We start from the raw sequence: 26,056 nt of genomic DNA on the forward strand, positions 1-26,056 counted from the left end.
CGGTCACTCGGCGATGTGGACGTCGGCGGGGACGATCGCCCAGCGCAGTGTCTTCGTGACCGCATCGCCGACGGCGCGCCCGAGCGTGGCCTCGCTCACCGGCATCCACGGCAGGCGAAGTGGCCAGCGGGTCCAGACGGGCATCAGCGACACCGCCGCCGCGGCGATCAGGCCGTACGCAGCGCGCCCCGCCATGGGGAGCGGAGGACGCACGAGGAGGTAGCGGGCGGCGTCGCGCGCCTCGCGCGTGCCACGCAGTTCCGGGCGGAACTCCGCCAGGTGCTTGCGCAGAGCCCGCTCGGTCGTGGGGGGCTCGATCACGCCGAGGGCGCGGGCGACCACGGCCGACTCGGCGACGTACCGGTCGCGATCGGCGCCGACCAGCGGCTGCGCACCGAAGCGGTCGTGAGCGGCGAGGAAGCTGTCGAGTTCGGCGATGTGGACCCAGTGCAGCAGGTGCGGATCGTTGGCGGCGTAGGCGCGGCCGTCACTCGTCGTCCCGACCACCCGGTCGTGGACGCGGTGGACGATGTCGACCGCCCGCTCGGCCTGCGACGCCGGACCGAAGGTCGTGGCAGCGAGGAAGTCCGCCGTGCGCTGCAACCGGCCCCACGGATCGTGGCGGTAGTCGGAGTGCTGGGCCACCCCCGCCATCGCCCGCGGGTGGAGTGACTGGAACAGCAACGCACGGAGCCCGCCGACGAACATCGAGGCGTCGGCATGGACCCGTCGGATCGGAGCGTCGTCGACGAACCATCCGGGCTCGCCGGTGTCGAACAGTTCCGCATGGCGCAGGTCGGCGTGCGGGCCCACGACACGGCTTCGCACCTGCTCGCCCAGCCACGCCCGCACTCCGCTCGCTTCGGAACCGACGTCCGTCATCGTCACACCATTTCAGACATCGGTGCCCGCTGCTCAGCGCAGCGCCGATCGTGTCCACCCGAACGTTCGTTCACGAAGTACCTTCCGTGGCGTGACGAGCGATGACCGCAGCACCGACCGCCGCCGTCGCGCCCACCCCGACGACGATCCGGTGTCGACCGACGGATTCGCCACCGACGCACCGGTCACGGACGAACATGTCATGAACGACGTGAACGACGTGAACGACGTGGACGACGTGGACGGCACCGGTGAACGGCGGCGGCGCCGGGACGACGACGCGACCGGACCGATCCCGCGGCGGGACAACTGGGGCAGGCGGATCGACCCGGAGACGGGTCGAGCGTTCGACCGTCGCCAGACCGACCGGATGCTCCCCCGCTGGGCGGTGCCGGCGATCGTGCTCTTCTGGCTCGGCTTCCTGCTCTCGATGGTCGCCCGTCACGTGTTTCACCGCTTGTCGGGGCTGTTGCTGCTGCTCTTGATCTCGGTCTTCCTGACCTTCGCGATCGAGCCCGGTGTGGATCGTCTGGCGCGGCGCGGGTGGCGACGCGGCACGGCCACGGCGACGATCCTCCTCGGTGTGCTCGTGACCTTCCTGGTCTTCGTCGTCGCGATCGGCTCCCTGGTCGGCCGACAGGTCGCCGACCTGCTCTCCGAGTCCGAGACCTACATCACCGACTCCGTCGACTGGGTCAACTCGACGTTCGGCACCCAGGTCGACCCGCAGTCGGTCGTCGACGAGTTCAACGATCCCAACGGCCGTGTGCAGGAGTTCATCCAGGCCCAGGGTGACGAAGCCGTTCGCCTGTCGCTGGCCGTCGTCGGCGTGATCTTCCAGGGCCTGTCGGTCCTGCTCTTCACGTTCTACCTCGTCGCCGACGGGCCACGCCTGCGACGGGCGATCTGTTCCCGCCTGCGCCCCAGCCGCCAGGAGGTGGTGCTGCGCACGTGGGACATCGCGATCAACAAGACGGGCGGCTACCTCTACTCGCGAGCACTGCTGGCGCTGCTCTCGGCGACCTCGCACTGGGTCCTGTTCCAGTCGTTGGGAACGCAGGCTCCGATCGCACTCGCGCTGTGGGTCGGGCTGTTCAGCCAGTTCCTGCCCGTGGTCGGCACCTACATCGCCGGCGTGCTCCCGATCCTGGTGACGCTGCTCGACTCGCCCGTCGATGCGGTCATCGTGGTGGTCTTCATCGTGCTGTACCAGCAGATCGAGAACTTCTTCCTCACACCACGCATCACGTCACGCACGATGGAACTCCACCCGGCACTCGCATTCGGCGCGGCCATCGGTGGCGCGGCCCTGCTGGGTGCGATCGGCGCGGTCCTGGCCCTTCCGGCGGTCGCCATGGCCCAGGCGCTGGTGACCGGATGGGGTCAGCGGTACGACGTCGTGGACAACCGGCTGACCGAGGTGGTCGAACCGACCGGCAAGCAGATCACGTTGCGGCGGCGGCGATGACCGGTGACGGCGGGGCGGTCCCGATCGACGGGACGCGGTTCGACTCGTCGGCGTTCGCACCGATCGCGGTCGCGACGCGCAACGACGTCGACGAGTCGCTCCATCACGGCGCCGCAGTGGTCGTCGACGCGGATGGTGCCGTCTCGGTGTCGGTCGGTGACCCCGAGGTTCCGGTGTATCCGCGGTCGTCGCTCAAGCCGTTCCAGGCGGACGCCATGGTGGAAGCCGGCCTCGACCTTCCGTCCGAGCTCCTCGCGGTCGTGGCCGCCAGTCACTCGGGCGAACAGCGTCACCTCGACGCCGTGCTCGAGATCCTCGCCCGTCACGATCTGAGCGTCGCCGACCTCGCCAACACGCCCGACCGTCCGGCCGGACCGACCATGCGGGTCGCTGCGATCGCCGCCGGTGTCGAGCCATCGCCGTTGCAGCAGAACTGCTCGGGCAAGCACGCCGGGATGCTCGCCACGTGCCGGATCAACGGCTGGCCGATCGACACCTACCTCGAACGCGACCATCCGCTCCAGCAGGCGATCACTGCGCGGATCGACGCGCTCGCCGGACGCTCGGGCGGGTCGGTCGTCGACGTCGGTGTCGACGGGTGCGGTGCGCCCACGCACGTGATGCCCCTCGTCGACGTGGCCCGTTCGCTCGGAGCGATGCGCCGTGCCGGTTCGATCGTCACTGCCGCCATGTCGGCCGCACCCTCGATGGTGGCCGGCACCGATCGCGACACCACCCTCTGGATGCAGGCCGTTCCGGGCCTCGTTGCCAAGGACGGCGCAGCGGGCGTGATGGTCGTCGGGCTCCCCGATGGTCGCGCCGCCGCGCTGAAGATCGCCGACGGCTCCGACGACGTACGGCGTGCGGTGACGCCGATGTTGTTGCGCGAGTTGGGCGTCGACGTCGACGGCGAGCACCGCAACGTGCTCGATGCCGTCACCGTCCGGATGCTCGGCCACGGTGCTCCCGTCGGGTCGGTGCAGCCTCTGCCCTGGCACTGACTCCGAGCGGACGGTGTCGTCATCACCGGCCGCTCCGACGACGGTGACTCAGCGGGATCGTGACGGCAGCTTGGTGTTGTCCCAGGTGACCGTGCTGACCGGGGTGATCGCCACCCAGCGCCAACTCCGGCCGCGTGCCGATGCGGCCATCGGGACGGGTTCGGCCCCCGGGTCCTCGCCGTGTCCGCCGTGGTACTTGATCCCGTACAGCCGGCGGACCTCGACGAGATCCGCCTCGGCCCGTTCGGCGTCCTCGTCCTCGAGGACGCGTGCATCGCCCTGGATCATGATCCCCCGCAGTTCCCGGAACCGGACGGCGCAGTCGACGAGCACCGTGCAGCGCGGGTCGCGCCGGATGTTGTCGACCTTCTGGCCGCGGCAGTACGCCCACACCTGGTCGGCGTGCCACACGAACCACAGCGGAGTGACGTTGCTGCGCCCGGAAGGAGACGTGGTGGAGATCCGCATGTTCCACTCGGTGCGGAGGATCTCGTCCTGTTCGGATCGGGAGAGCGCGAGATCGGAGTCGATGGGCATGTGGGTCCTCGGTTCCAGGGGTCGGTCGTGGCCGTGAGGCCGTGTCCCGGTCAGCCTGCTCGGCGGGCCTCGGCTTCGTCGAAGCGGGCGTGCAGACGGTCGCGGAGGTCCGAAGAGTTCGCCTCGACGTAGTCCCGACGCCTGCGCTTGACCGTTGCCGTCCCGGCGGCGACACCGACCGCTGCGACGCCCACCACGCCGGCGAGACCGACCCACTTCCACACGTTCATCGCTCGGTACCGTAGGACGCCGATGGCCGACACCGAACATTCGTCGCAGGGCCGGTCGTCGATGACCTTCGACGAGGCCGCCGGACTCGCCCGCACGGGCGACGTCTGGCTGTTCAGAGGGACGTCGACCGCAGACCGTGCGATCCGGGCGTTCACCAACAGCCCGGTCAACCACGTCGGCATGGTGATCGCGCTCGACGATCTGCCGCCACTGATCTGGCACGCCGAACTCGGACGAACGATCCCCGACGTCTGGGCGGGGATCACACACCGTGGGACGCAACTCCACCGACTCGTCGACGCCGCCGGACAGTGGCACCATCGGTACGGCCAGGCGGTGTGGATGCGCCAGATCGACATCGACCTGACGCCCGAGCAGGAGTTGGCGATGGAGGACGCGGTCATCTCGACCGTCGCGGAACTCGACGGGCGCACGTTCCCCGCCACGGCGTCGCTCGCCACCGGATGGGTGAAGGGCCGTCTGCGTCGCCGGACCCGCCTGGAGACGCTGTTCTGTGCCGAGGTCGTCGCGATCACCTACGAGCGCATGGGCCTGCTCGACGCGAAGCGGCCTCCGAACTGGTACGACCCCGGCAAGTTCTGGAGCGGCGATCGTCTGGAACTGAAGGGCGCGACGTTGGGTCCCGAGATCGCGGTCACCGACATTCCGCCGTTCGACGTCGACCTGTCGGCCTGATCCCGACGGGAGCCCGCCGGCCGGCGGTCACTACGTTGGTCGGATGGAGCCGACGCCCGACGACGACCGACCGTCGATCGACGCGCTGGCCGACAGGATCTTCGCCGCGATCGAGGACGGGGACGTCGAGACCATCACGTCGATGTGGGCCGACGACGTGGAGGTCTGGCACAACAACGACGGCGTCGTGCAGACGAAGGCCCAGAACCTCGCGGTCATGAAGTGGATGATCGGGCGGACGGCGTCGATCGAGTACCGCGACGTCCAGCGCACGATCGGCGACACGGGCTTCGTCCAGCGCCACGTGCTGCGGCTCACGTTCGACGAGGGCCGCAGTGCGGAGATCCCCGCCGCGATCTTCGTCGAGGTCCGCGATCAGCAGGTGGTGCGCATCGATGAATACCTCGACTCGGCGCAGGCAGCGGCGGCGTTCTCCCGCTGATCCGCTCGATCCGTCGACCTGCTACATCTGACCGATGGCCGACGGCACCGACCCAGCTGACTTCCTCACCGCCCACGCTGCGAACCAGGGCGACAAAATCGCGGTGATCGACGATCGGGCGAACGGCGACGTGCGCCGGCTCACCTATGCCGAGTTGGAACGTGAGGCGAACCGCCTCGCCCACGTACTGCTGGACCACGGCGTGACGCGTGGCGACAAGGTCGTGTGGTGCGGCCAGAACTCGGTCGGCCTCGTCACGATGGTCAACGCCGCCCGCAAGATCGGAACGACCGCCGTCCCACTGAACTACCGACTGTCGGACGAGGAGGCCGCGTACGTGGTGGATCACAGCGACGCGACGACCGTGTACGTCGACGCCGAGTTCGCGCCACTGTTCGAGCGGGTGCGCGCCGACATCCCGAAGGTCATCAACGTGTTCGTCTTCGACGGCGAGGGTCCGGGGACGCCGATCGACGCACTCGTCGCCGCCGCTCCCGACACTCCACCCGACGTGCCACAGGCCGACGAGGCGGCGGCCACGATGATCTACACGTCGGGCACGACCGGAAAGCCCAAGGGCGCCTTCCGACGATCGGCGGCGAGCACCGCCCAGTCCGGTGCGCTGCTCCAGTTCATCGGATACCGACCGGACGACGTGTACATCACGACCGGGCCGCTCTACCACTCCGGTCCCGGCGGGTTCATGGGGATCGGTCTGGTGATGGGCCAGACCATCGTGCTCCAGCGCAAGTTCGACCCCGTCGACTGGCTGCGCCTCGTCGACACGTACGAGGCCACCTCCACCTTCGCGGCGCCCACGCCGATCCGGATGATCTGCAACGTCGACGAGGCCACGAAGGCCCGGTACGACACGTCGACGATGCGGGTGATGATCGCCAACGCTGCCCCGTGGAGCTTCGCCCTCAAGCAGCAGTACGTGGCGAACTTCCCGGCGGAGTCGCTGTTCGAGGTGTACGGCTCGACCGAACTCGGGGTCAACACCGTGATGCGACCCGAGGACCAGATGCGCAAGCCGGGGTCGTGCGGCAAGGAAGCACCGATGGTCGAGATCCGGCTGTACGACGACGACGGCAACGTCGTGACCGGTACGGGACCCGAGGCGACCGGCGAGCTGTACGTCCGGTCGGGCTCCGTGTTCAACGACTACTACAAGCAGCACGACAAGTTCGAGGAGGACCACCGCGACGGGTTCCAGACCGTCGGCGACATCGCGTACCGCGACGACGAGGGCTTCATCTACATCTGCGACCGCAAGAAGGACATGATCATCTCGGGCGGGATGAACATCTACCCCGCCGAGATCGAGGCAGCGCTCGAAGCCCACCCCGACATCTTCGAAGCGGCCGTGTTCGGGATCCCGAACGAGGAGTGGGGCGAGTCCGTCCACGCGGTGATCGTCCGTCGCGAGGGCGCCGACATCGACGAGGCGGGAGTCGATGTGCACGCACGCGCCCACCTCGCGAACTACAAGATCCCCCGGTCGATCGAATGGATCGACGTCCTGCCCAAGACCGGGTCGGGCAAGATCCTCAAACGCGAGTTGCGTGCCCCGTTCTGGGCGACTGCCGGCGGGTGACCCGGCCGACGATCGAATCCCCGAGTGCGCCGTCGCCGTCGACGGTGAAGTGCACCGGACGGGTTCCACCCGTCCGGGCCGTGGCAGGGCGCATAGGTTCACGGTGATGGACCACGTGACGTTGGAACCCGACGACTTCGCCTACGGCGTGGTCGAGGACGTGGTGCCGGGTGTGCAGCGGATCATCGCCGAGAATCCGTCGAAGTTCACGTATCGGGGGACCGGCACGTACATCGTCGGCGGCCACGAGGTGGCCGTCGTCGATCCCGGCCCGCGTCTCGACTCGCATCGCGACGCACTGGCGGCGGCTCTCGACGGCAGGACCGTGCGCTCGGTCCTCGTGACCCACTGCCACGCCGACCACTCGCCACTGGCGTCGTGGCTGTCCGCCGAGACGGGGGCACCGACCTACGCATTCGGCCCCCACGCGGAGGCCGTGGACGAGTGGGACATCGGCTCGCTCCCCGACGACTTCGGCCGCGCACCCGAGCCGACCGACGGTGAGGGCACGGCTGACGACGCCGCCGGAACCGAGCCACCGGTGGAGGAGTCGACCGACCTCGACTTCGATCCCGATGCACGCGTCCGGACCGACGACGTCGTGTTCACCGGTGGCGGACTCGAGATCCGGGCGTTGCACACGCCGGGTCACACCTCGAACCACACCTGCTTCTCGCTGAGCGGAACCGATGCCGGGCGCGTCCTGTTCACCGGCGATCACGTGATGGGGTGGAGCACGACGGTCGTGTCGCCGCCCGACGGCGACATGGGTGCCTACATGGACTCGCTGCGGATGGTCGCCGGCCGCGACGACGACGTCGCTCTCCCCACGCACGGTGCACCCATCCCCGACCCGAGTCGGTACATCGGGCAGCTCGTCGAGCACCGAGTCGAACGCGAGCGCCAGGTGCTCGACGCCGTGCGTCGCGGCCTGTCGACGATTCCGGAGATGGTGAGCGAGTTGTACGCCGCGGTGCGCGTCGAGTTGCACCGCCCCGCCGGAGCGAGCGTGCTCGGCCACCTCGTGAAACTCGTCGCCGACGGTGAGGTGGTGACGTCGTCGGCCGGTCGCCCCCGCTTCGACAGCGTCTTCGTGCCGACGTGACGACACCTGCCCCGACCGGGGTTCGCGCGCCGTCGGCGGGACGCGACCAGACTCGCGTGATGAACAGGGTCGCCGCCGCGCTCGCAACGGTTGCTCTGCTCGCGGCCGGTTGTGCAGGGATCACCGACGATTCCGCGCCTGGTCCGTCCGCTCCGGAGGTGCCCGACGGGGCAGCGAGTTGGCACCGGATCGTGCCCGACTCGCCCGACTGCATGTGTGGTGACGGCAGTGCGTACTCGTTCTTCGAGAGGCCCGGAGATCCGTCGAAGGTGCTGTTGTTCTTCGAGGGTGGTGGCGCCTGCTACAGCGCCGAGACCTGCGACTCGAACGGGGACCCGACGTACTCGGTCGGGATCAGGAAGGGAGTCGACGAGCTCGCCGCCGGGGCCGGTCTGTTCGATGCAGCGAACGACGCGAATCCGCTGGCCGACCACTCGATCATCTACGTCCCGTACTGCACCGGCGACGGACACCTCGGCAACATCCGGACCGAGTACTCACCCGGCGTCGTCGTGGAGCATCGAGGCTGGGCCAACACCGACGCCGTCCTGGACCACCTGGTCGAGGTCTACCCCGCGGTCGCTCAGGTCGTGGTGGCCGGTGAGAGCGCCGGCTCGGTGGCCACCCCGCTCGTCGCCGGTGTGATGTCCGATCGACTTCCCGCCGCCGAGATCGTCACGTTCGGCGACGGTTCGGGTGCGTATCCCGACCTCCCGGTGATCAACGAGTCCATCGTCACGCTGTGGGGTGCGGATGCTGCGATCCCCGACTGGCCGGAAGCCGAGGGCCAGACCGGGTGGAGCGTGCCGGGTCTGACCGTTCGAGCCGGCCTCCGCGACCCCGACATCACGTTCGCCCGCTTCGACTTCGCCTTCGACGGAATCCAGGCCGACCTCGTGGGGCCACTCGGCCTCGTCCCCGACCAGATCCCGGGTCTCCTCGACGCCACGGAACTCCAGATCGAGACGTCGGGCATCCCGCTCGCGGTCTACGTGGCGCCCGGGAACTCGCACACGATCATCGGCAACGACGACGTCTACGACGTGGAGGTGGAGGGAGTGCGGCTGATCGACTGGATCACCGAACTCGTGGACGGAGACGTCCCGCCCGACGTCCACTGCGTCGACTGCGAGCTCTGATCCCCTCAGGACGTCGGGATCGGCCAGGTCTGCAGCGTGTCGTACCGGGCGCCGTCGGGGCGCAGGGTGCTCTCGACCAGTGCCACCTCGGTCGCGGTCCACGAGGCACTCACCAGTTCCCCGAGCGCGCGAGGCATGTTCGCCCGCTTCTTCAGCCGGGCGAGGGTGACGTGTCCGAGGAATCGGGAGCGGATCGGCTGGTCACCCAGGTGGCGTGTCGCAGCGACGACGGATGCGGCGAGGTCGTCGGCGCCGCGAGCGGGAACGAACAGGGTGCCACCGTTCCCGATGTCGACCGCAGGACCGAGCGTCACCTCGGTCGGCTCGAACACCGCCCGGTCGAGTGCTCCGGCGACCTCGTTCGGATCGGCGTTGCCGACGAACCGCAGGGTGACGTGCCAGTTCTGCGGCGGCAGGAACCGGGCGCCGACCTGATCCTTGCGATGCAGCTCCTCCAACTCGGTCACCACCTCCTCCGGCGGCCACAGACACACGAACAGTCGGCTCATGGATCGCAGTGTGCCGGATCACCCGATGGTGAGGAACACGCGACCGACGGCGTGCGTTGGACCCACACGATGAACGATCGGACACCGGCAGCGATGGACGCCCCGTCGCTCGCGCACCGCGCCGACGAGATCGAAGCCCGACTCGTCGCGATCGAAGCGGCGGCGGTCACCGCGGTCGGAGGCATCGGATTCGGCAAGCGGGTCGGAGAGGGAACCAACATCGCCGTCGAACGATTCAGCGAGGTCGCCATCCACGACGGTCTGCAACACGAACTCGCCACGATCCGCCGCGCCGAGGCCAAGCTGCGGGACGGCGACGGAGGCCGGTGCGACTCGTGCGGTTCCGTGATCCCCGAGGAGCGCCTGGAGGCGATTCCCTGGGCGGTCCACTGTGTGCACTGCGCCACCTGACGAGGCGTCGGATCGCAGAGTGAGGAACCAGACGGACGAGTTGCGACACTGGGCGCGATGGAGGTCTCGATCACCGCACGACCCGACGCGGTCGGCGCCCTCGGCCGCCTGCACGCCGTGCTCGGATCGATGCATCCACGCATCGTCGCGTGCAGCGGCGGCATCGATTCGTTGCTGCTCGCGCACGTCGCGCACGAGGCCGCCCCGGCCGCCACGCTGATCGCACACACGGTCACCCCGGCCGTTCCCGGCGACGGGACGGCCCGTGTCGTCGACCATGCCGAACGCCATGGTTGGGAGACGCGGATCGTCCGTTCCGGCGAGTTCGACGACGAGGCCTACCTGTCCAACCCGACCGACCGGTGTTACCACTGCAAGAGCAACCTCTACGACGCCGTGATGGCGCTCCGTGGTGACACGCTGCCCGACGCGGTGATCCTCAGCGGGGCCAACCTGGACGATCTCGGCGAGTACCGCCCGGGCCTGGCCGCCGCCGCCGAACGCGAGGTGCGCCATCCGTACGTGGAGGCCGAGGTGACCAAGGCCGAGATCCGTTCGATCGCGAGGCATCTGGGTCTAGCCGAGGCCGACCTGCCTGCGTCGCCGTGCCTCGCGAGCCGGCTCTACACGGGGACCCGGGTGACCCCGTCGATGCTCCGGGCGATCGAAGCCGGTGAGGCGCTCGTGCGGGAGCGATCGGGGATCGGCGTGGTCCGCTGCCGAGTACGCGACACGGCCGTGCTCGTCGAGGTCGCCGACGTCGACCGCGACCTGATCGACGACCGCCTCCTCGTCGGACTCGCCGCCACGATGCGCTCGATCGAACCGTCGATCACCTCCGTCGAACTCGACGCCCGTGCGTACGAGCCGGGGAGGGCCTTCGTCGGTGCGTCCGGCACCGGCCACCGCTCGGAGCGATCCGCGGTCGATCCGGTCGGTTCGGAACCAGACGGACCGACTGCGGGCGCTGTCGTCGGGGGAGCGTGATGCATCAGCACGATCACGCCCGGCTCGAGCGCATCGGGATGCCCGAAGCGGTGCTGTGCGGAACGAAGACGGTCGACCAGGTGCGTGCGATCGCCGTGGAACTCGCGTCGTCGTCGAACGGACCCCGGCTCCTCACCCGCCTCGGCGACGAACAACTCGATGCACTACCGCAGGCGGTGCTCGACCGGCTCGACGACGATCGCACGTCGCTCACGGCGTTCCTCGACGGCACGCTTCCCGAGCGCTCCGGCACCGTCGCGGTCGTCGCTGCGGGAACGTCCGACGCGAGCGTGGCAACGGAGGCAGCACGGACGCTGCGGTTCTCCGGCGTGCACTGCGAACTGATCGTCGACGTGGGCGTCGCCGGTCTCTGGCGGCTGGAGGCGCGCCTGGACGAGATCCGCTCGGCCGACATCGTCATCGCCGTCGCCGGCATGGACGCCGCGCTCGTCTCGGTGCTCGGCGGGCTCGTCGCTGCACCCGTCGTGGCCGTACCCACCTCGGTCGGCTACGGGGTGGCCGCTGGTGGAACCGCTGCGCTGCACAGTGCGCTCGCCAGTTGTGCCCAGGGAGTCACGGTCGTCAACATCGACAACGGGTTCGGTGCCGCCTGTGCCGCCGTGCGCATGTTGTCACTCGTCGGCGGCGGTCGATGACCGTGTCCGTCCCCGCGGCGGCGCGCATCGGCTGGATCGACGGCACCGCCGGCGCGAGCGGCGACATGTTGCTCGGCGCAGTCGTCGACGCTGGCGTGCCGCTCGCCCTCGTCCAGGACGGCATCGATCGCTTCGACCTCGGCATCACGTTGCGGTCCGAATCGGTCGTGCGCGCCGGTCTCGCGGCGACCAAGGTCCACGTCGACGTCCCTCGTGCCACGACGATGCGTCACCTGCCCGAGATCGTCGAACTGCTCACCCGGCTCGACGGCTCTGCTCGGGATCGTGCGGTCGCGACCTTCGAACGTCTGGCCCGCGCCGAGGCGAAGGTGCACGCGACCTCGATCGACGACGTGCACTTCCACGAGGTCGGGGCACTCGACTCGATCGCCGACGTGGCCGGGGTGTGCATCGGCATGGATGCACTGGACCTCGCCGAGGTGCACTGTTCGACGCTCTCACTCGGCAGCGGCTCGACACGCGGGGCCCACGGCCCGATTCCCGTTCCGGCTCCGGCGGTGCTCGCCGTGCTGGACGGCATCGCACCGGTGGCGGCGGGTCCGGCGCCGTACGAGTCGACCACGCCCACCGGCGCGGCGCTGCTCGCCGAGTGGGTCACGGCATGGGGGCCGATGCCGGCCATGAGGCTCGGCTCCACCGGCATGGGTGCCGGCACGAAGGACACCGAGGCGGTCGCGAACGTCACGCGTCTGGTGATCGGTGCGCCGGTCGTGTCGCGGTCGGTGTCGGACTCGGCGTCGGCAGACGAGTCGATGATCGTGCTGGAGGCGAACGTCGACGACCTCGACCCGCGGGTGTGGCCCGAGGCGATCACGGAGGTGATGCGTGCCGGCGCGGTCGACGCGTGGGTGACGCCGATCGTGATGAAGAAGGGTCGGCCCGCTCACACGTTCAGCGCTCTCTGTCGACCCGACGCCGTCGATGCGGTGAGCGCGGCGATCTTCGCGAGCACGTCGACGATCGGTCTGCGTCGTCACGTCGTGGAACGCGAGGCGCTCGAACGCAGCGAGTCGTCGGTCGAGGTGGAGGGTCACCGCATCGGCGTCAAGATCGCCCGACGCAACGGCGAGGTGGTCAACGTCAGTGCGGAATGGGACGACGTGGCAACCGCTTCCCACGCCCTCGGCAGACCTGCCGTCGACGTCCTGCGGGCGGCGCACGACCTCGCGTGACGGAACCGTTCAGTCCACCTGTCGCTTGACGCTGCCCGCCGGTGTCACCTCGGCCTCGTTCTGCAGTGCGGCCTTGAAGCTCGGCGTGGCCTGGAGAGCGATGATGTCGGCGGGCATCTCGATGCCGTCGGCATCCAGTCGACGCTTCACCGCCTTGATCGCAGCATCGCGCACCTCGATCGAGGAACGCCTCTGACTCGACGTCCAGAACATCACCGCGATGTCGACGGTGGACACGTTGAGCGCTTCGACCAGTGCGATCGGAGCGGGGTCGGACTCGACGCCATCGACATCGGTCAGCGAGTCGCAGATCGCTGCCGTGGCTTCGGCGGCGTCGTTCTCGTAGGCGATGCCGACGATGAACTGCATGCGGTGAGACGGGCGGTACGTATGGACGTCGATCACGTTCTTGTAGACGTCGCGGTTGGGGATCACCACGAGTTCACCGTCGTAGGTGATCAGGCGGGTCTCACGGATCGTGATGCCCTCGACCGTCCCGGAACGATCGACCACCGTGATCTGGTCACCGGTGCGGAACGGCTGTCGGAACAGCAGGAGCACACCCGACAGCGTGTTCTCCAGGATGTCCTGGAAGGCGAACCCCACCGCCACCGAGAAGAAGCCGAGTCCGGCGAGGATGTCGACCGGTTTCACCGAGGGGAACGTCACGGCGATGGCCAGCAGCACGACGATCGTCAGGAAGATCCACCCGACCACCTTGCTCATCACCTGCGCGAAGCTCGGTGTCTGCTTGCGCTCCCAGAATCGTTGGAGCAGCCAGCGGATCGCCCGGGCTGCCAGCCAGCCGACGGCGACGATGACGAGCGCCGTGGCGACACGGGGAATCGCGTCGAGTGTCGTCTCCCACAGACTCGATGCCGAGTCGGCGATCTCGTCGGAGGCACCGTCGTCGGTGGCGGCACGGGACGAGCTGCGCATCGGGTTCGGCCAGAGCCCCGGGTGTCGGAACCACAGCGCAGAACTCACCGGCTCGGTGTCCTCGGCCGACGGCCCCTCCAAACGGTCGGGTTCCCCGTGCGAGCCGACCGTGCCGGTGCCGAGCACCCGCCGGTTGCTCGCCGGCGGAGGTCACCCGGTCGCGGGCTCGTCGGTCGGACGTTCGCGTGCGGGGAGGTAGCGGAGGGCGAAGAGTGATCCAGCTGCGGCCACACCCGCCACCACCAGGCAGGCGACCGACAGACCCGACAGGAAGGCGTCGCTCACGTCGGTGAGGTAGACACCGGCCAGTTCCCCGAGCGTCGGCGCCACGGTGCCGGCGGCTGCGACCGACTCCTCGGTCGCAGCGCGAGCGGCATCGGGGAGGGCAGCGACCGTCGAGCTGTCGGCGAGCGCCGCGACGTAGACGGAGCTGAACACCGATCCGACGACTGCGACGCCGAGCGTGCCGCCGAGTTCGCGCGTCGTGTCGTTGACGGCCGATCCGATGCCGGCCTTGTCGAGAGTGAGCGAGCCCATGATCGATTCGGTGGCGGGTGCGGTCGTGGACCCGAGCCCGAGTCCCAGCAGCAGCATCTGGCCGACGATCTCGATGTAGGGCGTCTGCGCCGAGGCCGTCGACACCCACACGAAGCCGGCCGCCATCATGGCCAACCCGCCGGCGACGACCACCTTGGTGCCGACCCGCTCGACGATGCGCGGCGAGAGAACGGACGCAGCGGCGATCGAGAACGCGACCGGCAGCGTGCGCACGCCGGCCTGCAGCGGCGTGTAGCCCCGCACGAGTTGGAAGTACTGGGTGATCAGGAACACGAAGCCGAACAGCGCGAAGAACGCGGAGGTGACCGACACGCTGGCGGCGCTGAAGCGCAGGTTCTCGAAGATGCGCACCGGCAGGAGCGGATGCTGGACGCGCAGTTCCCATGCGATGAACGCTGCGAGCAGCACCGCCGACAGTGCGAACCCACCCAACACGATGCCGCTCAGCCAGCCGTACACGGGCGCCTCGATGATGGTGAACACGAGTGCGGCGATCGATGCGATCGAGAGCACCAGCCCGCCTCGGTCGAGTGGCGGTGTGGACTCGTCCCGCGACTCCGGAACGATCGCAATCGTCGCGGCGATGCCGACGACGACCACCGGGATGTTGACGAAGAAGATCGACCCCCACCAGAAGTGTTCGAGCAGCCAACCGCCCGCGATCGGCCCGGCGGCGACACCCACGCCGCTGGTCGCGCTCCAGATCCCGATCGCCTTGGCGCGCTCGCCGCGTTCGGTGAACACGTTGGTGATGATGGCGAGCGTCGCGGGGAAGATCGCTGCGGCACCGATGCCCATCAGCGCGCGGGCGACGATCAGCTCGCCGGCCGTTCCGACGGTCCCGGCGTAGGCCGAGGTGGCGCCGAACACCGTCAAGCCGATGATCAGCGTCCGTTTGCGACCGAACCGGTCGCCGAGCCCACCGGCTGCGAGGAGCAGCCCGGTGAACACGAGGAGGTAGGCGTCGACGATCCACTGGAGCTGTCGCGTGTTCGCCGAGAGTTCGGTCGACAGCGTCGGGAGTGCGATGTTGACGATCAGCCCGTCGAGCGTGGTGACGAAGACCGCCACGCACACGACGACGAGGATCGCCCATCGTCGGGGATCGCTGGGCGGTGCACCGCTTCGGTCCGTGGTGGACGCCACGTCGGTTGCGGCCAGCGGCCGGGCTTCGGGGGTGATGGACATCGTGACTCCTGCGTGGATGGTGTTCGGCGGTTCTGCCGATCGGGTTCCGTGGCGACTTGACAGTGTCATGAAGCCTCGGTTGACACTGTAAAGATCGAAGGTGACACCGTCAAGATGATCTGGGCATACTGACCGGGTGACCGTGAGCACACCTGGCCCGTACCACCACGGGGATCTTCCGCACACGCTGCGCGCCGCGGCGGTCGACGTGATCGTCGACAAGGGTCTCGGCGCGTTCAGCCTGCGCGAGGTGGCCAGGCGGGCGGGAGTGTCCCACGCTGCGCCCGGGTACCACTTCGGCGACGTCCGCGGCCTGCTGACGGCCGTGGCGATCGAGGGATTCGAGACGCTGTACGCCGAGACCTCGACGGCTGCGAGCGGCGTCGAGGACCCCGTCGAGCGGCTCGAGGCGATCGGTCGCGGGTACGTCCGGGTGGGCGTTCGCCACCCCGGGCACTGCGAGGTGATGTTCCGCGACGACGTGGTCGATGCCGACGACGCCCATCTCCAGTCCGCCGGACTCCGTGCCTACGGCCTGTTGGAGTCGACCATCGCCGACATCGCGGAGTCACGCAACCCGGACATCGACGTGACCGACGCTGCACGCCTGTGCTGGGCGATGGTGCAGGGACTCGTCCAGCTCCGAGCGAAGTTCACCCAACTCGACGAGGTGCTCGGCCTCACGTCCGTCGACGTCGAAGACCGTGCGGCGCGCTTCACCGGGTTGATCGTCCACGGACTCCTCGGTCCGACACCACGGAGCGAGCCGCGGGATCGATCGAGTCGGAGCTGAGACGCCACGGCACGGCCGGGACCGACCGGTCCGCGACGCTCGAGCAGCTCAGGTTCTGTCGCCGAGGTGGGTGTACCTCAACCACCGTCCGACGGCCGGGTCCTCGGTGAGTTCGATGGCGCGTCGAGCGCTCGCGCCGGCGGCCTCGGGCCGGACGGCGCCCGCCAGGCAGTGGGCCCGCATCGAGTGGTACGGCCGGTAGTCGGCGGTGCGGTCGGCGGGCAGTTCGCCGAGCAGGCGGAGCGCGATGTCGGGTCCACTGGCCGATGCGTGGGCGGCGGCGCGAGCCACGAGTGTGCCGATGGTCGGATCGAGGCCGGCCACCCCGTCGTAGAGCGCAGCGATCGACGCCCAGTCGGTCACTCCGGTCGGCGCTCGACGGTTGTGGACGGACTGGATGGCCGCGTGCAGTTGGTAGCGGCCGATGCGTCCGGCCAGGACCGCCTCAGCGAGAGGCCGGAGGCGGTGATGTCATCACCGGAACCATCGTGGACGTCGACCCCGGCAGAGAGCTCGTCACCACGTTCAACGGGCTGTGGGCGCCCGACGTCGCCGCGCTCCCGGAGTCGAAGGTCACCTTCGGCATCTTCGAGCCGTTCATGCCGATGCCGGGGGTCACGTTCCTCTCCTGCGTCCACGAGGACCTGCCCGACACGGAGGTTGCGGCGCACCTCGAGATCGGTTGGGTGACGATCCTGTCGGGGATGAAGACCCTGCTCGAGACCGGGGAACCGATCTTCGCTCCCGCCTGACGCGCAGCAAGCGACCGTCCGCCTCGGTGGCGCATGGGAATCACTCGGTCGCGATGGACGCCCTACCTACCGGACGGTAGGCTGGTCCCTGTGAACGACCAGCAGATCCTCTTCGAGCTGACGCCCGTGGTCGAGCAGCTCCTCGAACGCCATCTCGAGACGTCGAAGGAGTGGTTCCCCCACGAGCACGTACCGCACGCCCGCGGCCGCGACGTCGAACCGGGGCACCAGTGGACCGAGGCCGACGCCGACCTCGGCGGTCATGCACTGACGCCCGAGGTGCGCAGTGCTCTCTACGTCAACCTGCTCACCGAGGACAACCTGCCGTACTACTTCCGCACGGTCGAGTCGCTCTTCGGCGCCGACGGTCCGTGGGGCACCTGGGTGCGTCGGTGGACCGCCGAGGAGGGTCGCCACTCGATGGTGATCTACGGCTACCTCGCCGCCACCCGTGCGATCGATCTGGTGGAACTCGAGCGGGGCCGGATGGCGCAGGTGGCGCTGGGAGAGACGCCCAACCCCGAAACGCTCCACGAGGGCTTCGTCTACCTCGCACTGCAGGAACTGGCCACCCGCATCTCGCACCGCAACACCGGCCTGCAGATGGGTGACCCCGTCGGCTACGAGGTCATGAAGCGGGTGTGTGCCGACGAGAACCTGCACCAGCTCTTCTACCGCGACCTCGCCGCCGCCGCCGTCCAGGCTGCACCGAACGAGATGATGATCGCAATGGAGAAGCAGGTCCGCACGTTCGCGATGCCCGGCACCGGCATCCCCGGCTTCGACGAACACTCCAAGCGGATCGCGAAGGCCGGGATCTACGACCTGCAGATCCACCACGAGCAGATCCTCGCTCCGGTCGTGCTGCGTCAGTGGGACGCCGCCAACATCGGCGGGCTCACCGGCGAGGGCGCTGCGGCGCAGGAGCGGTTGATGAAGCGCATGGCCACGAGTGAGCGTGTCGCCAAGCGCTACGGCGAGAAGCGTGATCGCGATCGCGCCGCCGAACTCCAACACGCCTGAACCGCTGCCATCACCTGCTGTCATCCGGGACGGATGTCGCCGGATCGGATGCGGGGTTCAGATGTTGTTGGCCGTGATGAAGCTGCGGTAGATGTCCAGCAGGGACTGCTTCTGGACGTCGGTGAGATCGTCGTCGAGCAGGATCGCCTTCTCGGTGGTCACCGCGTCGGCGTCGGCCTCGCTGTTGCGTCCGAGGAAGCGCAGCAGCCGATCGGCGGGCACGTTGAGCGCGTCCGACAGTCCGTTGAGCACCCTCACGGACGGCTCGTGCAGGCCGCGTTCGAGCTGGGAGAGGTAGGCGTCGGACAGGTCTGCGAGCTTGGCGAGTTCGCGCTGGCTCAGTGCGGCCAGCTTGCGCTGACTCTTGATGAACTCACCGAACGCGCTGGCGGGGGAGGGGGTCTCGCTCATGTCGCTTCGATCCTATGTTCAGTGGGGACGCGAAAGATCCCGGACCGGGGGGAGGTCCGGGATCTCACGTGGTCGTCACGAGCCGCCCGAGGCGGAACGGATCACTTGGCGGCCTTGGTGGCCTTGGTCTTGGCGGTCGCGGCGACGCCGGTCGGGAGCTGCGCCACGACCTTGGCGGTGAAGTCGCGGTTGACCGAGGCGGCACGCTCGACGAAGTCGATGTAGCGGGCGCCGGACTCGGCCGGCGTCGGCAACGTCACGGGCAGCTTGTCGGCCATCGGCAGCTCCACCTTCGGGGCTCGGTCGACGATGCTCTCGTTGATGCGCACGACGGTGTCGACGAGGCGACGGTTGACGCTGACCACGGTGTCGAGGACACGTTCGTTGGCGTCGACGAAGGTCTTGGTGGCGGCGTCGAAGTTCTCGGTGATCTGGGTGGGGACGTTCATGGGATGACTCCTGTGTGGATGGCGACCTGGCGTCGTTGCCCGGTGCGTGTTCGTAATGCGTACTTTATCACGCAATGCGTGGATGTCAACCCCTGTGCGAGAAATACTACGCACCCGGGTTCTCGGTGGCAGCGCATCGTGAGTCGGGGTGGCAGGCTGGGGAGGTGGTGGACTCGGCTCGTGTGGATCAGTGGTTGTGGTCGGTACGACTGACCAAGACCCGCGCCGATGCTGCGGCTGCATGTCGAGGCGGTCGAGTCGAGGTCAACGGCAAGGTGGCCAAGCCGGCCACGAAGATCGTCGTGGACGACAGGATCGAAGCCAGACTCGCCGGACGCCAGCGGATCGTCGTCGTCACCGACGTGATCGCGAAACGTGTCGGTGCCGCCGTGGCCGAGGGCTGCTTCGTCGATCATTCGCCCCCGCCGCCCGAGCGCCTCCCCGAGGTCGCGGTGTTCGCCGAGCGTGACCGCGGCACGGGTCGCCCCACGAAGCGTGACCGTCGCAAGATCGACCAACTGCGCGGACAGCGACGATGACGACGACCCCATCACCGTCACCGTCATCGCCATCCTCGCCGTCGCCGGTCTCGACGTCACCGGTCGGCGGCATGTCCGGCGTCGTGTTCGACGCGACCCGCGCAGTACCCTCTCGGCCCTGACTGCCACCGACTGGAACGCGACCGCCGTGGCATCGGGTGCCCCGGACGGCACCGGATTCGTCGACGAACCGCGCCCGGTGGCCACGGGAATGGGTGGTCTGTGGGCGTTGTTCGCCGGCCTCGCCCTGATGATGGTCGGCAACGGCCTCAACGGTGCGGTCATCGGCATCCGGTCGACCGCCGAGGGGTTCAGTGTCCTGGTCACGGGCGTCGTCATGGCGGGCTACTTCGCCGGCTTCCTGCTCGCGCCGAGCCTCGTGGTCCCGCGGATCCCCAAGATCGGCCACATCCGGATGTTCGCCGGTCTGGCATCGACCGCGTCGAGTGCGGTGCTCATCCATTCGATCTCGGTCGTCCCTCTCACCTGGACGTTGATGAGGTTCGTGTTCGGGTTCTGCATGGCCGGGCTGTACATCGTGATCGAGTCGTGGCTCGGCGAGATGACCGACGCGTCGAACCGCGGTCGAACGCTGGCGATCTACATGATCGTGTCGATGGGAGGGCTCGGCATCGGCCAGTACCTCGTGGCCATCGGTGACCCGAGCGGCTTCCAGCTCTTCGTGGTCTCGTCGGTGCTCGTCTCCATGTCGCTGGTGCCGATCACGTTGGCGGCCACCACCAGACAACCGGTGGTCACCGTCCCCGAGCCGGTCTCGATCCGTGAACTGATCGGCGTCGTGCCGACCGGTGTGGTCGGATCGTTCATGAGCGGGTCGGCAGCGGGCATCCTGCTCGGCCTGGGTGCGGTGTACGCGGCCCGGATCGGACTCACGATCGAGCGGACGGGCTTCTTCCTCGTCGCCCCGACCATCGGCGCGATCGTGTTCCAGTGGCCGATCGGTCGGCTCTCCGACAAGATCCCGCGTCGCCGGGTGATCTTCGCGGTGGCCGTCGTGGGAAGTGCGGTGGCGGCCACGATGGCCGTGCTCCCGCAGGGCGGCCTCGCCGTTGCGGGCCTGATGATCCTGCTCGGCGGCATGATGTTCCCGCTGTACTCCCTCGTCGTGTCGTACGCGCTCGACTGGACGCCCGACGGCAAGCTCGTGGGGGCGTCGGGGACTCTGATCCGGATCAACGGCGCCGGCGCACTCGTCGGTCCGCTCGCCACCGCACCGTTGATCTCCGGATTCGGGTCACAGTGGTTCTTCTGGGCGCTGTCGGTCGTGCTCGGGGTGATCGTGGTGTACGTCGGGTTCCGGATCGTGTTCCGTGAGACCAAACCGCTCGAGCGTCAGCGCGAGTTCATCCCGTTCCCGGCCCGAGCGGGGGCGATGGCGATCAACCTGGTGATCAACCCGGTGCGCCGCGCTGCGACCAAGAGCGGCATGCGGCCGCCCGCCGGGCCGCGCGGCGACGAGCGCGAGCACCCGTCGCCGATCACGAGCGAGATCTACGACGGCCCCGCCCCCGTGTCGCCCCTCGACGGCGACTGAACGACCGCACGGCCTCGTCGCTTCTGCGTGATCCAAACGGTGTCAGACACCGGATGGATCGGTCTGTCATTCGGTGTCAGACACCGTTTGGTTTCGGGCGAGGGTCCGCTGTCGCCAGCGTTCGGTCGCGTCGACCTGGTTTAACGTGTACAGGTGGATCCCGTCGATGCCCAACTCGTCGAGGTCGTCGGCGAGCGGCGCGAGGAGCCTGTCGGGCTCGAAGGATCGCTGGGAGATCAGCGAGCCGAGCGCCCTCCTGTTCTTCGTCAGGTAGCGCAGCGAGGTGCCCACTCCGAGGCGGACGCCCATCGTCATCAGCTTCGCCGTGTCGATCACGCCCGGCACACCGAGGTGGACGGGGACCGTGAATCCGGATGCACGTTCCATCCGCAGCCAGTTCCGGATCTGGTCGGCCGAGAAACACATCTGGGTGGACACGTGGGACGTGCGGCCCGTCGCCAGGATCAGTTCCTGTTTGCGGTGGAGGGCCTCGTGGAGTTGCTCGGTCGTGATGAACGGGTGCGTGTCCGGGTAGGCGGGATGGCCGATGTGGCCGATCTGGCGGTGCTCGGGGCCTCGAGCGTCGTCGACCTCGAGGAGGGCCTCGATGAACTCGATGGCGTCGAAGTAGCAGCCGGGCTCGCCGGCATCGCCACCGACCACGAAGATCTCGCGGATGCCGAGGGCGACGAGGCGCGCCCGGATCGCCGCGAGGTGTTCGGGGGTCCGGACCATCCGCGCCGAAATGTGTGGAGTGACCGAATGACCGGCGGTGATGAGGTGCTCGGACTCGTCGAGCGTCGCCTCGATCGACCTCGCCGGGGAACACGTCATCGAGACGTGGGACCCGGGTCGGAGTTCCCTCGCCGCCCGTTCGAGCGACTTCATCGGGACCAGTTCGACCCTGGCGTCGGCCACGAGTCGGCGCAGGGTCGACGGGCCGGGCGGGAGGAGTGCGCTCGTGCGCGACCGCGTGCGGCGTGGTTCGTTCTTCGTCGCCAGTTCGATCGCTCGGGCGGACATCGTGATCTCCGTCTCCGTGCCGGTTCAGTCGAGGCCGACGATGTTGCCGTCGGCGTCGATGTCGATGTGTTGCAGCGCCGGGGTCTGGCCGAGCCCGGGCATCGTGCGCATGTCGCCGCAGATCGGGTACACGAAGCCGGCGCCGACCGAGGCGCGGACCTCGCGTACGGGCAGCGTCCAGCCGGTCGGGGCGCCCTTCAACTTCGCGTCGTGCGAGAGCGAGAGGTGCGACTTGGCGATGCAGACCGGCAGGGTGCCGAACCCGTTCGCCTCGTAGTTGTCGATCTGCTGGTTCGCCGCGGGCGAGAACTCGGCACCGTCCGCTCCGTAGACCTTCGTGGCGACGGTGATGATCTTGTCGCGCAGACTCATGTCGTCGGGGTAGAGCAACTGGAAGTTCGACTCCTCCTCGGCCGCCTCGGCCACGGCCTGGGCGAGATCCTTCGCTCCGGCACCACCCTCGGTGAAGTGGGTGGACACCGCCGAGCGAGCGTCGAACTCCTCGGCGATCTCCTCGATCGCAGCGATGTCGCCGTCGTGGTCGCCGGGGAACACGTTGATCGCGACGACCGGGGTGCAACCGTGGATGCGCATGTTCTCGAGTTGCTTGCGCAGGTTGTCGCCGCCCTGGTGCACCTCGTCGGGGTTCTCCTTCAACAGGTCCTCGGGCAACGGCCTGCCGGCGACGATGTGGTGGTTGCCGGAGTGGGCCTTGAGGCCACGGACGGTCGCCACGAGCACGGCGGCGTCGGGTGCCAGACCCGACGCACGGCACTTGATGTTGAAGAACCGCTCGGCGCCCATGTCCGCTCCGAAGCCCGCCTCGGTGATCAGGTAGTCGCCCATGTGGATGCCGATGCGGTCGGCGACGATCGAGGAGTTGCCGGTCGCGATGTTGCCGAACGGACCGGTGTGCACGAGCGCCGGGGTGTTCTCCAGCGTCTGCATCAGGTTCGGTTTGATCGCCTCGCGCAGGATGACCGCCATCGACCCTGCGACCTTCAGGTCGTCCGCCGTGACCGGCGTGCCGGCCTTGCTGTAGCCGACGACGATGCGTCCGAGGCGCTCGCGCAGGTCCTGCAGCGACGTGCACAGGGCGAGGGTGGCCATCACCTCCGATGCGGCGGTGATGTCGAAGCCGGTCTCGCGCGGCACGCCGTCCAGGCGTCCGCCGAGGCCGATGGTGATGTTGCGCAACGACCGATCGTTCACGTCGATCACGCGACGCCACGTGATGTTGTACACGTCCAGGCCGGACTCGTTGCCGTGGTAGAGGTGGGCGTCGAGCGCAGCCGAGCACATGTTGTGCGCGGCGGTCACGGCGTGCATGTCGCCGGTGAGGTGCAGATTGAGCAACTCCATCGGCACCACCTGGCTGTAGCCGCCGCCTGCCGCGCCGCCCTTGATGCCGAAGGTCGGGCCCATCGACGGCTGGCGGACGGCGATCACGCCGCGCTTGCCGATGTGGCTGAAGCCCATGCCGAGGCCGACGGTGGTGGTGGTCTTGCCTTCGCCGAGCGGTGTCGGAGTGATCGCGGACACCACGACGTACTTGGCCGAGGGTCGGTCCGCCATCTTCTCGATCGCGTCGAGGCCGATCTTGGCGGCCCCCGTCCCGTAGGGTTCGATGCACTCGGCAGGGATGCCGGACGCCGATGCGATCTCGGTCAGCGGGCGCAGCGTGGCCGTGCTGGCGATCTCGAGGTCCGAAGGAAAACTCATGTCTGGCGTCCGTTCTGGTTGGTCCACGATGTGGAACGGTTCCACTATACAGAACAGTGAGCCATGTGTCGAACGAAGGTCGACGCCCACTCGATGGCGAACCGGTTCGTGAGGCGTCGGACGCCGAGGAGTCGAGGAAGGGGAGACGTCCCCGGTCGGTTCGCGCCGGTCCGCCCGCACCCGATTCATACCCTGAGTCGATGCTCAACGATCTGTCGTCCGTCACCCGCCGACTCGTCGTCGCACAGTCGATGGCGATCGGCATGTTCCTCGGTCTCGTCCTCGTGCTCGACGCTGACACGGCTCCCGAGGTCACGATCGGCGTGATGCTCACGGCGCTGCTCGTGTTCCTCGCATGCAGCTTCGGCTTCGCGGCGTGGTCCCGGCGAGCCCAGTCCCGCTTGATCACCGATGTCGAGGTCGCGAGTCGGTCGATCGTTCGTGGGGAGGTGGACCCGGTCGGGGTTGCCGGCCGAACGGTACGCAGTCGGAAAGCCGGGTCCGCAGACGGCTTCCTGGCCAGTCGATCGGACCCGCTCGGCGACGGCGCCTCCATCGTCGTGGCGACGGCGTTGGCCGTCGATGGTCCGAGACGTGTGGCATTCCTCGCTCCGACCTCGATCGCGTCGAACCTGAAGACGGCGCCCGTTGCGTTGAAGCTGCATCCTGCGGAGCGCGAGGTCGCGGTGCTGGACGACCTGGTCCACCGCGATCAACTCGCAGCGATCGCGGCCGACCCTCGTTGGACCTCCGAGGAACTGCCGACCGATCGGAGTGTCGTCGGTGGATGGCTGCCGTTGGTGGGCTCGATGCTCCTCGGCGTCACGTCCGGTTGTGGGGTCGTGGCGATCATCGCATTCGCGTTCACCTGACAGTCGAACCGCCCGTTCGACCCCGGCCTCGACCGCCGTCGGGTGTTCGGGTCCCGACCGACTCGTCGTCGGCCCGCACGGCCGCCACCGCGGCGAGCGTGTCGTCGGCGGGTGGCGCACACAGCTCGTGCGCTGCGTTCGTGGAACCTTCATCGGAGTGCCTCCCGTCGCATTCGTCGGAGTGGGTCGACCGGGTGACGGACGGAGATGGCGACGGTCGGGCGGACCCGGTCTTCTACCATTGCGTCGTGCACCCGGTGGTCGAGATCAAACAGCCGCATCAGACCACGCTGTACGTCTCGGTCCGCGGGCCTCTGGTCGTCGGTCGAGAGTGTGACGGCCTCCTGTTGGCCGACCCCCAGGTGTCCCGCCGACACCTGTCGCTCGACGTCGCCGACGGGCGCGTCGTGGTGACCGACCTGGGAAGCACGAACGGATCGACGATCGACGGTCGGCGCCTCGACCGGCCGACCGCTCTCGGACCGGGCAACGTCGTGCGTTGCGGCGAGACGACGATCGTGTTGGACACACTCCTCGACGTGACGGTGCGCACCGGCGACGCAGGCCGCGGCACGCTCGTGCACGGGTCGATTCGTGCCGTCGACCCCGGCCGCACCGCTGTCGCAGGATCGGACCCGGGTCCGGGTTCCCCGCCGAATCCGCCGCCTCCACCCGTTTCGTCCGGCGCTCCTCGGGTGGACTCGTCACCGGGTGGGTCGGCCGATCCGTTCCCGGTGCAGCGGCCTCGGCCCGAGGCCGAGGGGTTCCGGCGCTCCTCGATCGACATCGTCGCCGCCAGCGCCCAGGACGACGGCGTCGACGTGCGGTCGCTCCCCGTCGACCAGGGCACCGTGACGATCGTGTTCAGCGACATCGAGTCGTCGACCGAGCGCAACGTCGAACTCGGCGACCAGGCCTGGTTCGACGTGCTCGCCATCCACAATCGGATCGTGTCGAACCGCGTGGCGCAGCACGGCGGCACGATCATCAAGAACCAGGGCGACGGCTTCATGCTCTCGTTCGGTGGTGCACGAAAGGCGCTCGACTGCATGATGGACGTGCAGCGTGACCTCACCGCACATTCGAGTCAGCACCCTGACCGCTCCGTTCGCATCCGGATCGGGATGCACACCGGCGAGGTGCTCGCCGATGCCGACGGCGACCTGTTCGGTCAGCACGTCGTGGTGGCGGCACGCGTCGCGAACCTGGCCCAGGGTGGCGAGATCCTCGTGTCGTCGCTGTCCAGGGAGATCATCGCGTCGAGAGGCGACATCGTGTTCGGGGCACCGCGCCGGGTCCACCTGAAGGGCATCGGTGACGCGACCGTGTTCCCGATGGACTGGGCGCGGCTCTGACCGCGTGATCATCGCGTCGCCGG

Annotated in this window: 29 protein-coding genes; 18 read left to right on the forward strand and 11 right to left on the reverse strand. The window is 68.6% G+C overall.

Annotation, left to right across the window (positions count from 1 at the left end; translation table 11 throughout):
- Nucleotides 1-3: 3 nt before the first annotated feature.
- Nucleotides 4-882, reverse strand: a complete 879-nt coding sequence (locus ABJK40_RS01165) for an oxygenase MpaB family protein (RefSeq protein ID WP_348478719.1) — start codon at nt 880-882, stop codon at nt 4-6.
- 91 nt (nt 883-973) lie between these two features.
- Here ABJK40_RS01165 and ABJK40_RS01170 point away from each other — a divergent pair, with 91 nt between their 5' ends.
- Both ABJK40_RS01170 and ABJK40_RS01175 read left to right on the forward strand, forming a co-directional pair.
- A complete protein-coding gene (locus ABJK40_RS01170) occupies nt 974-2,350 on the forward strand; it encodes an AI-2E family transporter (protein WP_348478718.1) in 1,377 nt (458 codons plus the stop codon).
- A complete protein-coding gene (locus ABJK40_RS01175) occupies nt 2,347-3,351 on the forward strand; it encodes an asparaginase (RefSeq protein ID WP_348478717.1) in 1,005 nt (334 codons plus the stop codon). Before ABJK40_RS01170 ends, ABJK40_RS01175 begins: the two co-directional genes overlap by 4 nt.
- A 48-nt stretch (nt 3,352-3,399) precedes the next feature.
- Here the strand turns inward: ABJK40_RS01175 and ABJK40_RS01180 are convergent, their stop codons facing one another.
- Together ABJK40_RS01180 and ABJK40_RS01185 are read right to left on the reverse strand one after the other, a co-directional pair.
- Nucleotides 3,400-3,888 (reverse strand): pyridoxamine 5'-phosphate oxidase family protein, encoded by a 489-nt coding sequence (locus ABJK40_RS01180; protein ID WP_348478715.1) that lies wholly within the window; start codon nt 3,886-3,888, stop codon nt 3,400-3,402.
- A gap of 50 nt (nt 3,889-3,938) precedes the next feature.
- Nucleotides 3,939-4,118, reverse strand: coding sequence for a hypothetical protein (locus tag ABJK40_RS01185; protein ID WP_348478714.1), 180 nt, complete (start codon nt 4,116-4,118; stop codon nt 3,939-3,941).
- 22 nt (nt 4,119-4,140) lie between these two features.
- Here ABJK40_RS01185 and ABJK40_RS01190 point away from each other — a divergent pair, with 22 nt between their 5' ends.
- The 5 genes from ABJK40_RS01190 to ABJK40_RS01210 all read left to right on the forward strand — a co-directional run bounded on the left by ABJK40_RS01190 (nt 4,141) and on the right by ABJK40_RS01210 (nt 9,098).
- A complete protein-coding gene (locus tag ABJK40_RS01190; protein WP_348478713.1) occupies nt 4,141-4,815 on the forward strand; it encodes a hypothetical protein in 675 nt (224 codons plus the stop codon).
- A gap of 43 nt (nt 4,816-4,858) precedes the next feature.
- Nucleotides 4,859-5,257, forward strand: coding sequence for a nuclear transport factor 2 family protein (locus ABJK40_RS01195; RefSeq protein WP_348478711.1), 399 nt, complete (start codon nt 4,859-4,861; stop codon nt 5,255-5,257).
- A 34-nt stretch (nt 5,258-5,291) separates the two neighbouring features.
- Nucleotides 5,292-6,854, forward strand: a complete 1,563-nt coding sequence (locus ABJK40_RS01200; protein ID WP_348478710.1) for an AMP-binding protein — start codon at nt 5,292-5,294, stop codon at nt 6,852-6,854.
- 106 nt (nt 6,855-6,960) lie between these two features.
- Nucleotides 6,961-7,959 carry an MBL fold metallo-hydrolase gene (locus ABJK40_RS01205; RefSeq protein WP_348478709.1) on the forward strand — a complete coding sequence of 333 codons (999 nt, stop codon included), beginning with the start codon at nt 6,961-6,963 and terminating at the stop codon, nt 7,957-7,959.
- A gap of 59 nt (nt 7,960-8,018) precedes the next feature.
- A complete protein-coding gene (locus ABJK40_RS01210; RefSeq protein ID WP_348478708.1) occupies nt 8,019-9,098 on the forward strand; it encodes a pectin acetylesterase-family hydrolase in 1,080 nt (359 codons plus the stop codon).
- A 5-nt stretch (nt 9,099-9,103) separates the two neighbouring features.
- On the opposite strand, the gene thpR is transcribed toward ABJK40_RS01210, so the two are convergent.
- Nucleotides 9,104-9,607 carry an RNA 2',3'-cyclic phosphodiesterase gene (thpR, locus tag ABJK40_RS01215; RefSeq protein WP_348478707.1) on the reverse strand — a complete coding sequence of 168 codons (504 nt, stop codon included), beginning with the start codon at nt 9,605-9,607 and terminating at the stop codon, nt 9,104-9,106.
- 69 nt (nt 9,608-9,676) lie between these two features.
- Between thpR and ABJK40_RS01220 the strand changes: the two genes are divergently transcribed.
- The 4 genes from ABJK40_RS01220 to larC are packed head-to-tail and all read left to right on the forward strand — an operon-like array spanning nt 9,677 to nt 12,854.
- Nucleotides 9,677-10,018, forward strand: coding sequence for a TraR/DksA C4-type zinc finger protein (locus ABJK40_RS01220; RefSeq protein WP_348478705.1), 342 nt, complete (start codon nt 9,677-9,679; stop codon nt 10,016-10,018).
- Nucleotides 10,019-10,075: 57 nt separating this feature from the next.
- Nucleotides 10,076-11,005: an ATPase gene (locus ABJK40_RS01225; protein WP_348478704.1), complete on the forward strand. Its 930-nt coding sequence runs from the start codon at nt 10,076-10,078 to the stop codon at nt 11,003-11,005.
- Nucleotides 11,005-11,661 (forward strand): nickel pincer cofactor biosynthesis protein LarB, encoded by a 657-nt coding sequence (larB, locus tag ABJK40_RS01230; RefSeq protein WP_348478703.1) that lies wholly within the window; start codon nt 11,005-11,007, stop codon nt 11,659-11,661. The genes ABJK40_RS01225 and larB overlap by 1 nt, the downstream gene beginning before the upstream one ends.
- Nucleotides 11,658-12,854, forward strand: coding sequence for a nickel pincer cofactor biosynthesis protein LarC (gene larC / locus ABJK40_RS01235; RefSeq protein ID WP_348510122.1), 1,197 nt, complete (start codon nt 11,658-11,660; stop codon nt 12,852-12,854). The genes larB and larC overlap by 4 nt, the downstream gene beginning before the upstream one ends.
- Before the next feature lie 9 nt (nt 12,855-12,863).
- On the opposite strand, the gene ABJK40_RS01240 is transcribed toward larC, so the two are convergent.
- Together ABJK40_RS01240 and ABJK40_RS01245 are read right to left on the reverse strand one after the other, a co-directional pair.
- Complete coding sequence (locus ABJK40_RS01240; protein WP_348478700.1) at nt 12,864-13,919, reverse strand: mechanosensitive ion channel family protein; 1,056 nt, start codon at nt 13,917-13,919, stop codon at nt 12,864-12,866.
- Between the two features lie 24 nt (nt 13,920-13,943).
- Complete coding sequence (locus ABJK40_RS01245) at nt 13,944-15,539, reverse strand: DHA2 family efflux MFS transporter permease subunit (protein WP_348478699.1); 1,596 nt, start codon at nt 15,537-15,539, stop codon at nt 13,944-13,946.
- Between the two features lie 136 nt (nt 15,540-15,675).
- Here ABJK40_RS01245 and ABJK40_RS01250 point away from each other — a divergent pair, with 136 nt between their 5' ends.
- A complete protein-coding gene (locus ABJK40_RS01250) occupies nt 15,676-16,332 on the forward strand; it encodes a TetR/AcrR family transcriptional regulator (RefSeq protein ID WP_348478698.1) in 657 nt (218 codons plus the stop codon).
- A gap of 48 nt (nt 16,333-16,380) precedes the next feature.
- Here ABJK40_RS01250 and ABJK40_RS01255 read toward each other — a convergent pair whose 3' ends face one another.
- Nucleotides 16,381-16,695, reverse strand: coding sequence for a hypothetical protein (locus ABJK40_RS01255; RefSeq protein ID WP_348478697.1), 315 nt, complete (start codon nt 16,693-16,695; stop codon nt 16,381-16,383).
- A gap of 125 nt (nt 16,696-16,820) precedes the next feature.
- On the opposite strand from ABJK40_RS01255, the gene ABJK40_RS01260 reads away from it, so the two are divergent.
- Together ABJK40_RS01260 and ABJK40_RS01265 are read left to right on the forward strand one after the other, a co-directional pair.
- Nucleotides 16,821-17,084, forward strand: coding sequence for a hypothetical protein (locus ABJK40_RS01260; protein WP_348478696.1), 264 nt, complete (start codon nt 16,821-16,823; stop codon nt 17,082-17,084).
- A gap of 90 nt (nt 17,085-17,174) precedes the next feature.
- Complete coding sequence (locus tag ABJK40_RS01265) at nt 17,175-18,107, forward strand: acyl-ACP desaturase (RefSeq protein ID WP_348478695.1); 933 nt, start codon at nt 17,175-17,177, stop codon at nt 18,105-18,107.
- Nucleotides 18,108-18,164: 57 nt separating this feature from the next.
- Here the strand turns inward: ABJK40_RS01265 and ABJK40_RS01270 are convergent, their stop codons facing one another.
- The gene (locus ABJK40_RS01270) at nt 18,165-18,518 is read right to left on the reverse strand and encodes a helix-turn-helix transcriptional regulator (protein ID WP_348478694.1); all 354 of its coding nucleotides are present in this window, start codon (nt 18,516-18,518) and stop codon (nt 18,165-18,167) included.
- 101 nt (nt 18,519-18,619) lie between these two features.
- Entirely contained in the window at nt 18,620-18,967 is a 348-nt protein-coding gene (locus ABJK40_RS01275) for a hypothetical protein (RefSeq protein ID WP_348478693.1), read from the reverse strand.
- A gap of 167 nt (nt 18,968-19,134) precedes the next feature.
- Here ABJK40_RS01275 and ABJK40_RS01280 point away from each other — a divergent pair, with 167 nt between their 5' ends.
- Nucleotides 19,135-19,506 carry an RNA-binding S4 domain-containing protein gene (locus tag ABJK40_RS01280; RefSeq protein ID WP_348478761.1) on the forward strand — a complete coding sequence of 124 codons (372 nt, stop codon included), beginning with the start codon at nt 19,135-19,137 and terminating at the stop codon, nt 19,504-19,506.
- On the forward strand, nt 19,463-21,061 hold the full coding sequence (locus tag ABJK40_RS01285) for an MFS transporter (RefSeq protein ID WP_348478692.1): 1,599 nt from the start codon (nt 19,463-19,465) through the stop codon (nt 21,059-21,061). Before ABJK40_RS01280 ends, ABJK40_RS01285 begins: the two co-directional genes overlap by 44 nt.
- A 66-nt stretch (nt 21,062-21,127) precedes the next feature.
- Here ABJK40_RS01285 and ABJK40_RS01290 read toward each other — a convergent pair whose 3' ends face one another.
- Both ABJK40_RS01290 and ABJK40_RS01295 read right to left on the reverse strand, forming a co-directional pair.
- Complete coding sequence (locus tag ABJK40_RS01290; protein WP_348478690.1) at nt 21,128-22,084, reverse strand: hypothetical protein; 957 nt, start codon at nt 22,082-22,084, stop codon at nt 21,128-21,130.
- A gap of 24 nt (nt 22,085-22,108) precedes the next feature.
- Nucleotides 22,109-23,806, reverse strand: a complete 1,698-nt coding sequence (locus ABJK40_RS01295) for a formate--tetrahydrofolate ligase (RefSeq protein ID WP_348478689.1) — start codon at nt 23,804-23,806, stop codon at nt 22,109-22,111.
- Nucleotides 23,807-24,006: 200 nt separating this feature from the next.
- Here ABJK40_RS01295 and ABJK40_RS01300 point away from each other — a divergent pair, with 200 nt between their 5' ends.
- Together ABJK40_RS01300 and ABJK40_RS01305 are read left to right on the forward strand one after the other, a co-directional pair.
- Nucleotides 24,007-24,678 (forward strand): hypothetical protein, encoded by a 672-nt coding sequence (locus ABJK40_RS01300; RefSeq protein ID WP_348478687.1) that lies wholly within the window; start codon nt 24,007-24,009, stop codon nt 24,676-24,678.
- A gap of 248 nt (nt 24,679-24,926) precedes the next feature.
- Complete coding sequence (locus tag ABJK40_RS01305; protein ID WP_348478685.1) at nt 24,927-26,033, forward strand: adenylate/guanylate cyclase domain-containing protein; 1,107 nt, start codon at nt 24,927-24,929, stop codon at nt 26,031-26,033.
- Nucleotides 26,034-26,056 lie beyond the last annotated feature (23 nt).

This window comes from Ilumatobacter sp., assembly GCF_039969435.1.
Lineage (GTDB): Bacteria > Actinomycetota > Acidimicrobiia > Acidimicrobiales > Ilumatobacteraceae > Ilumatobacter_A.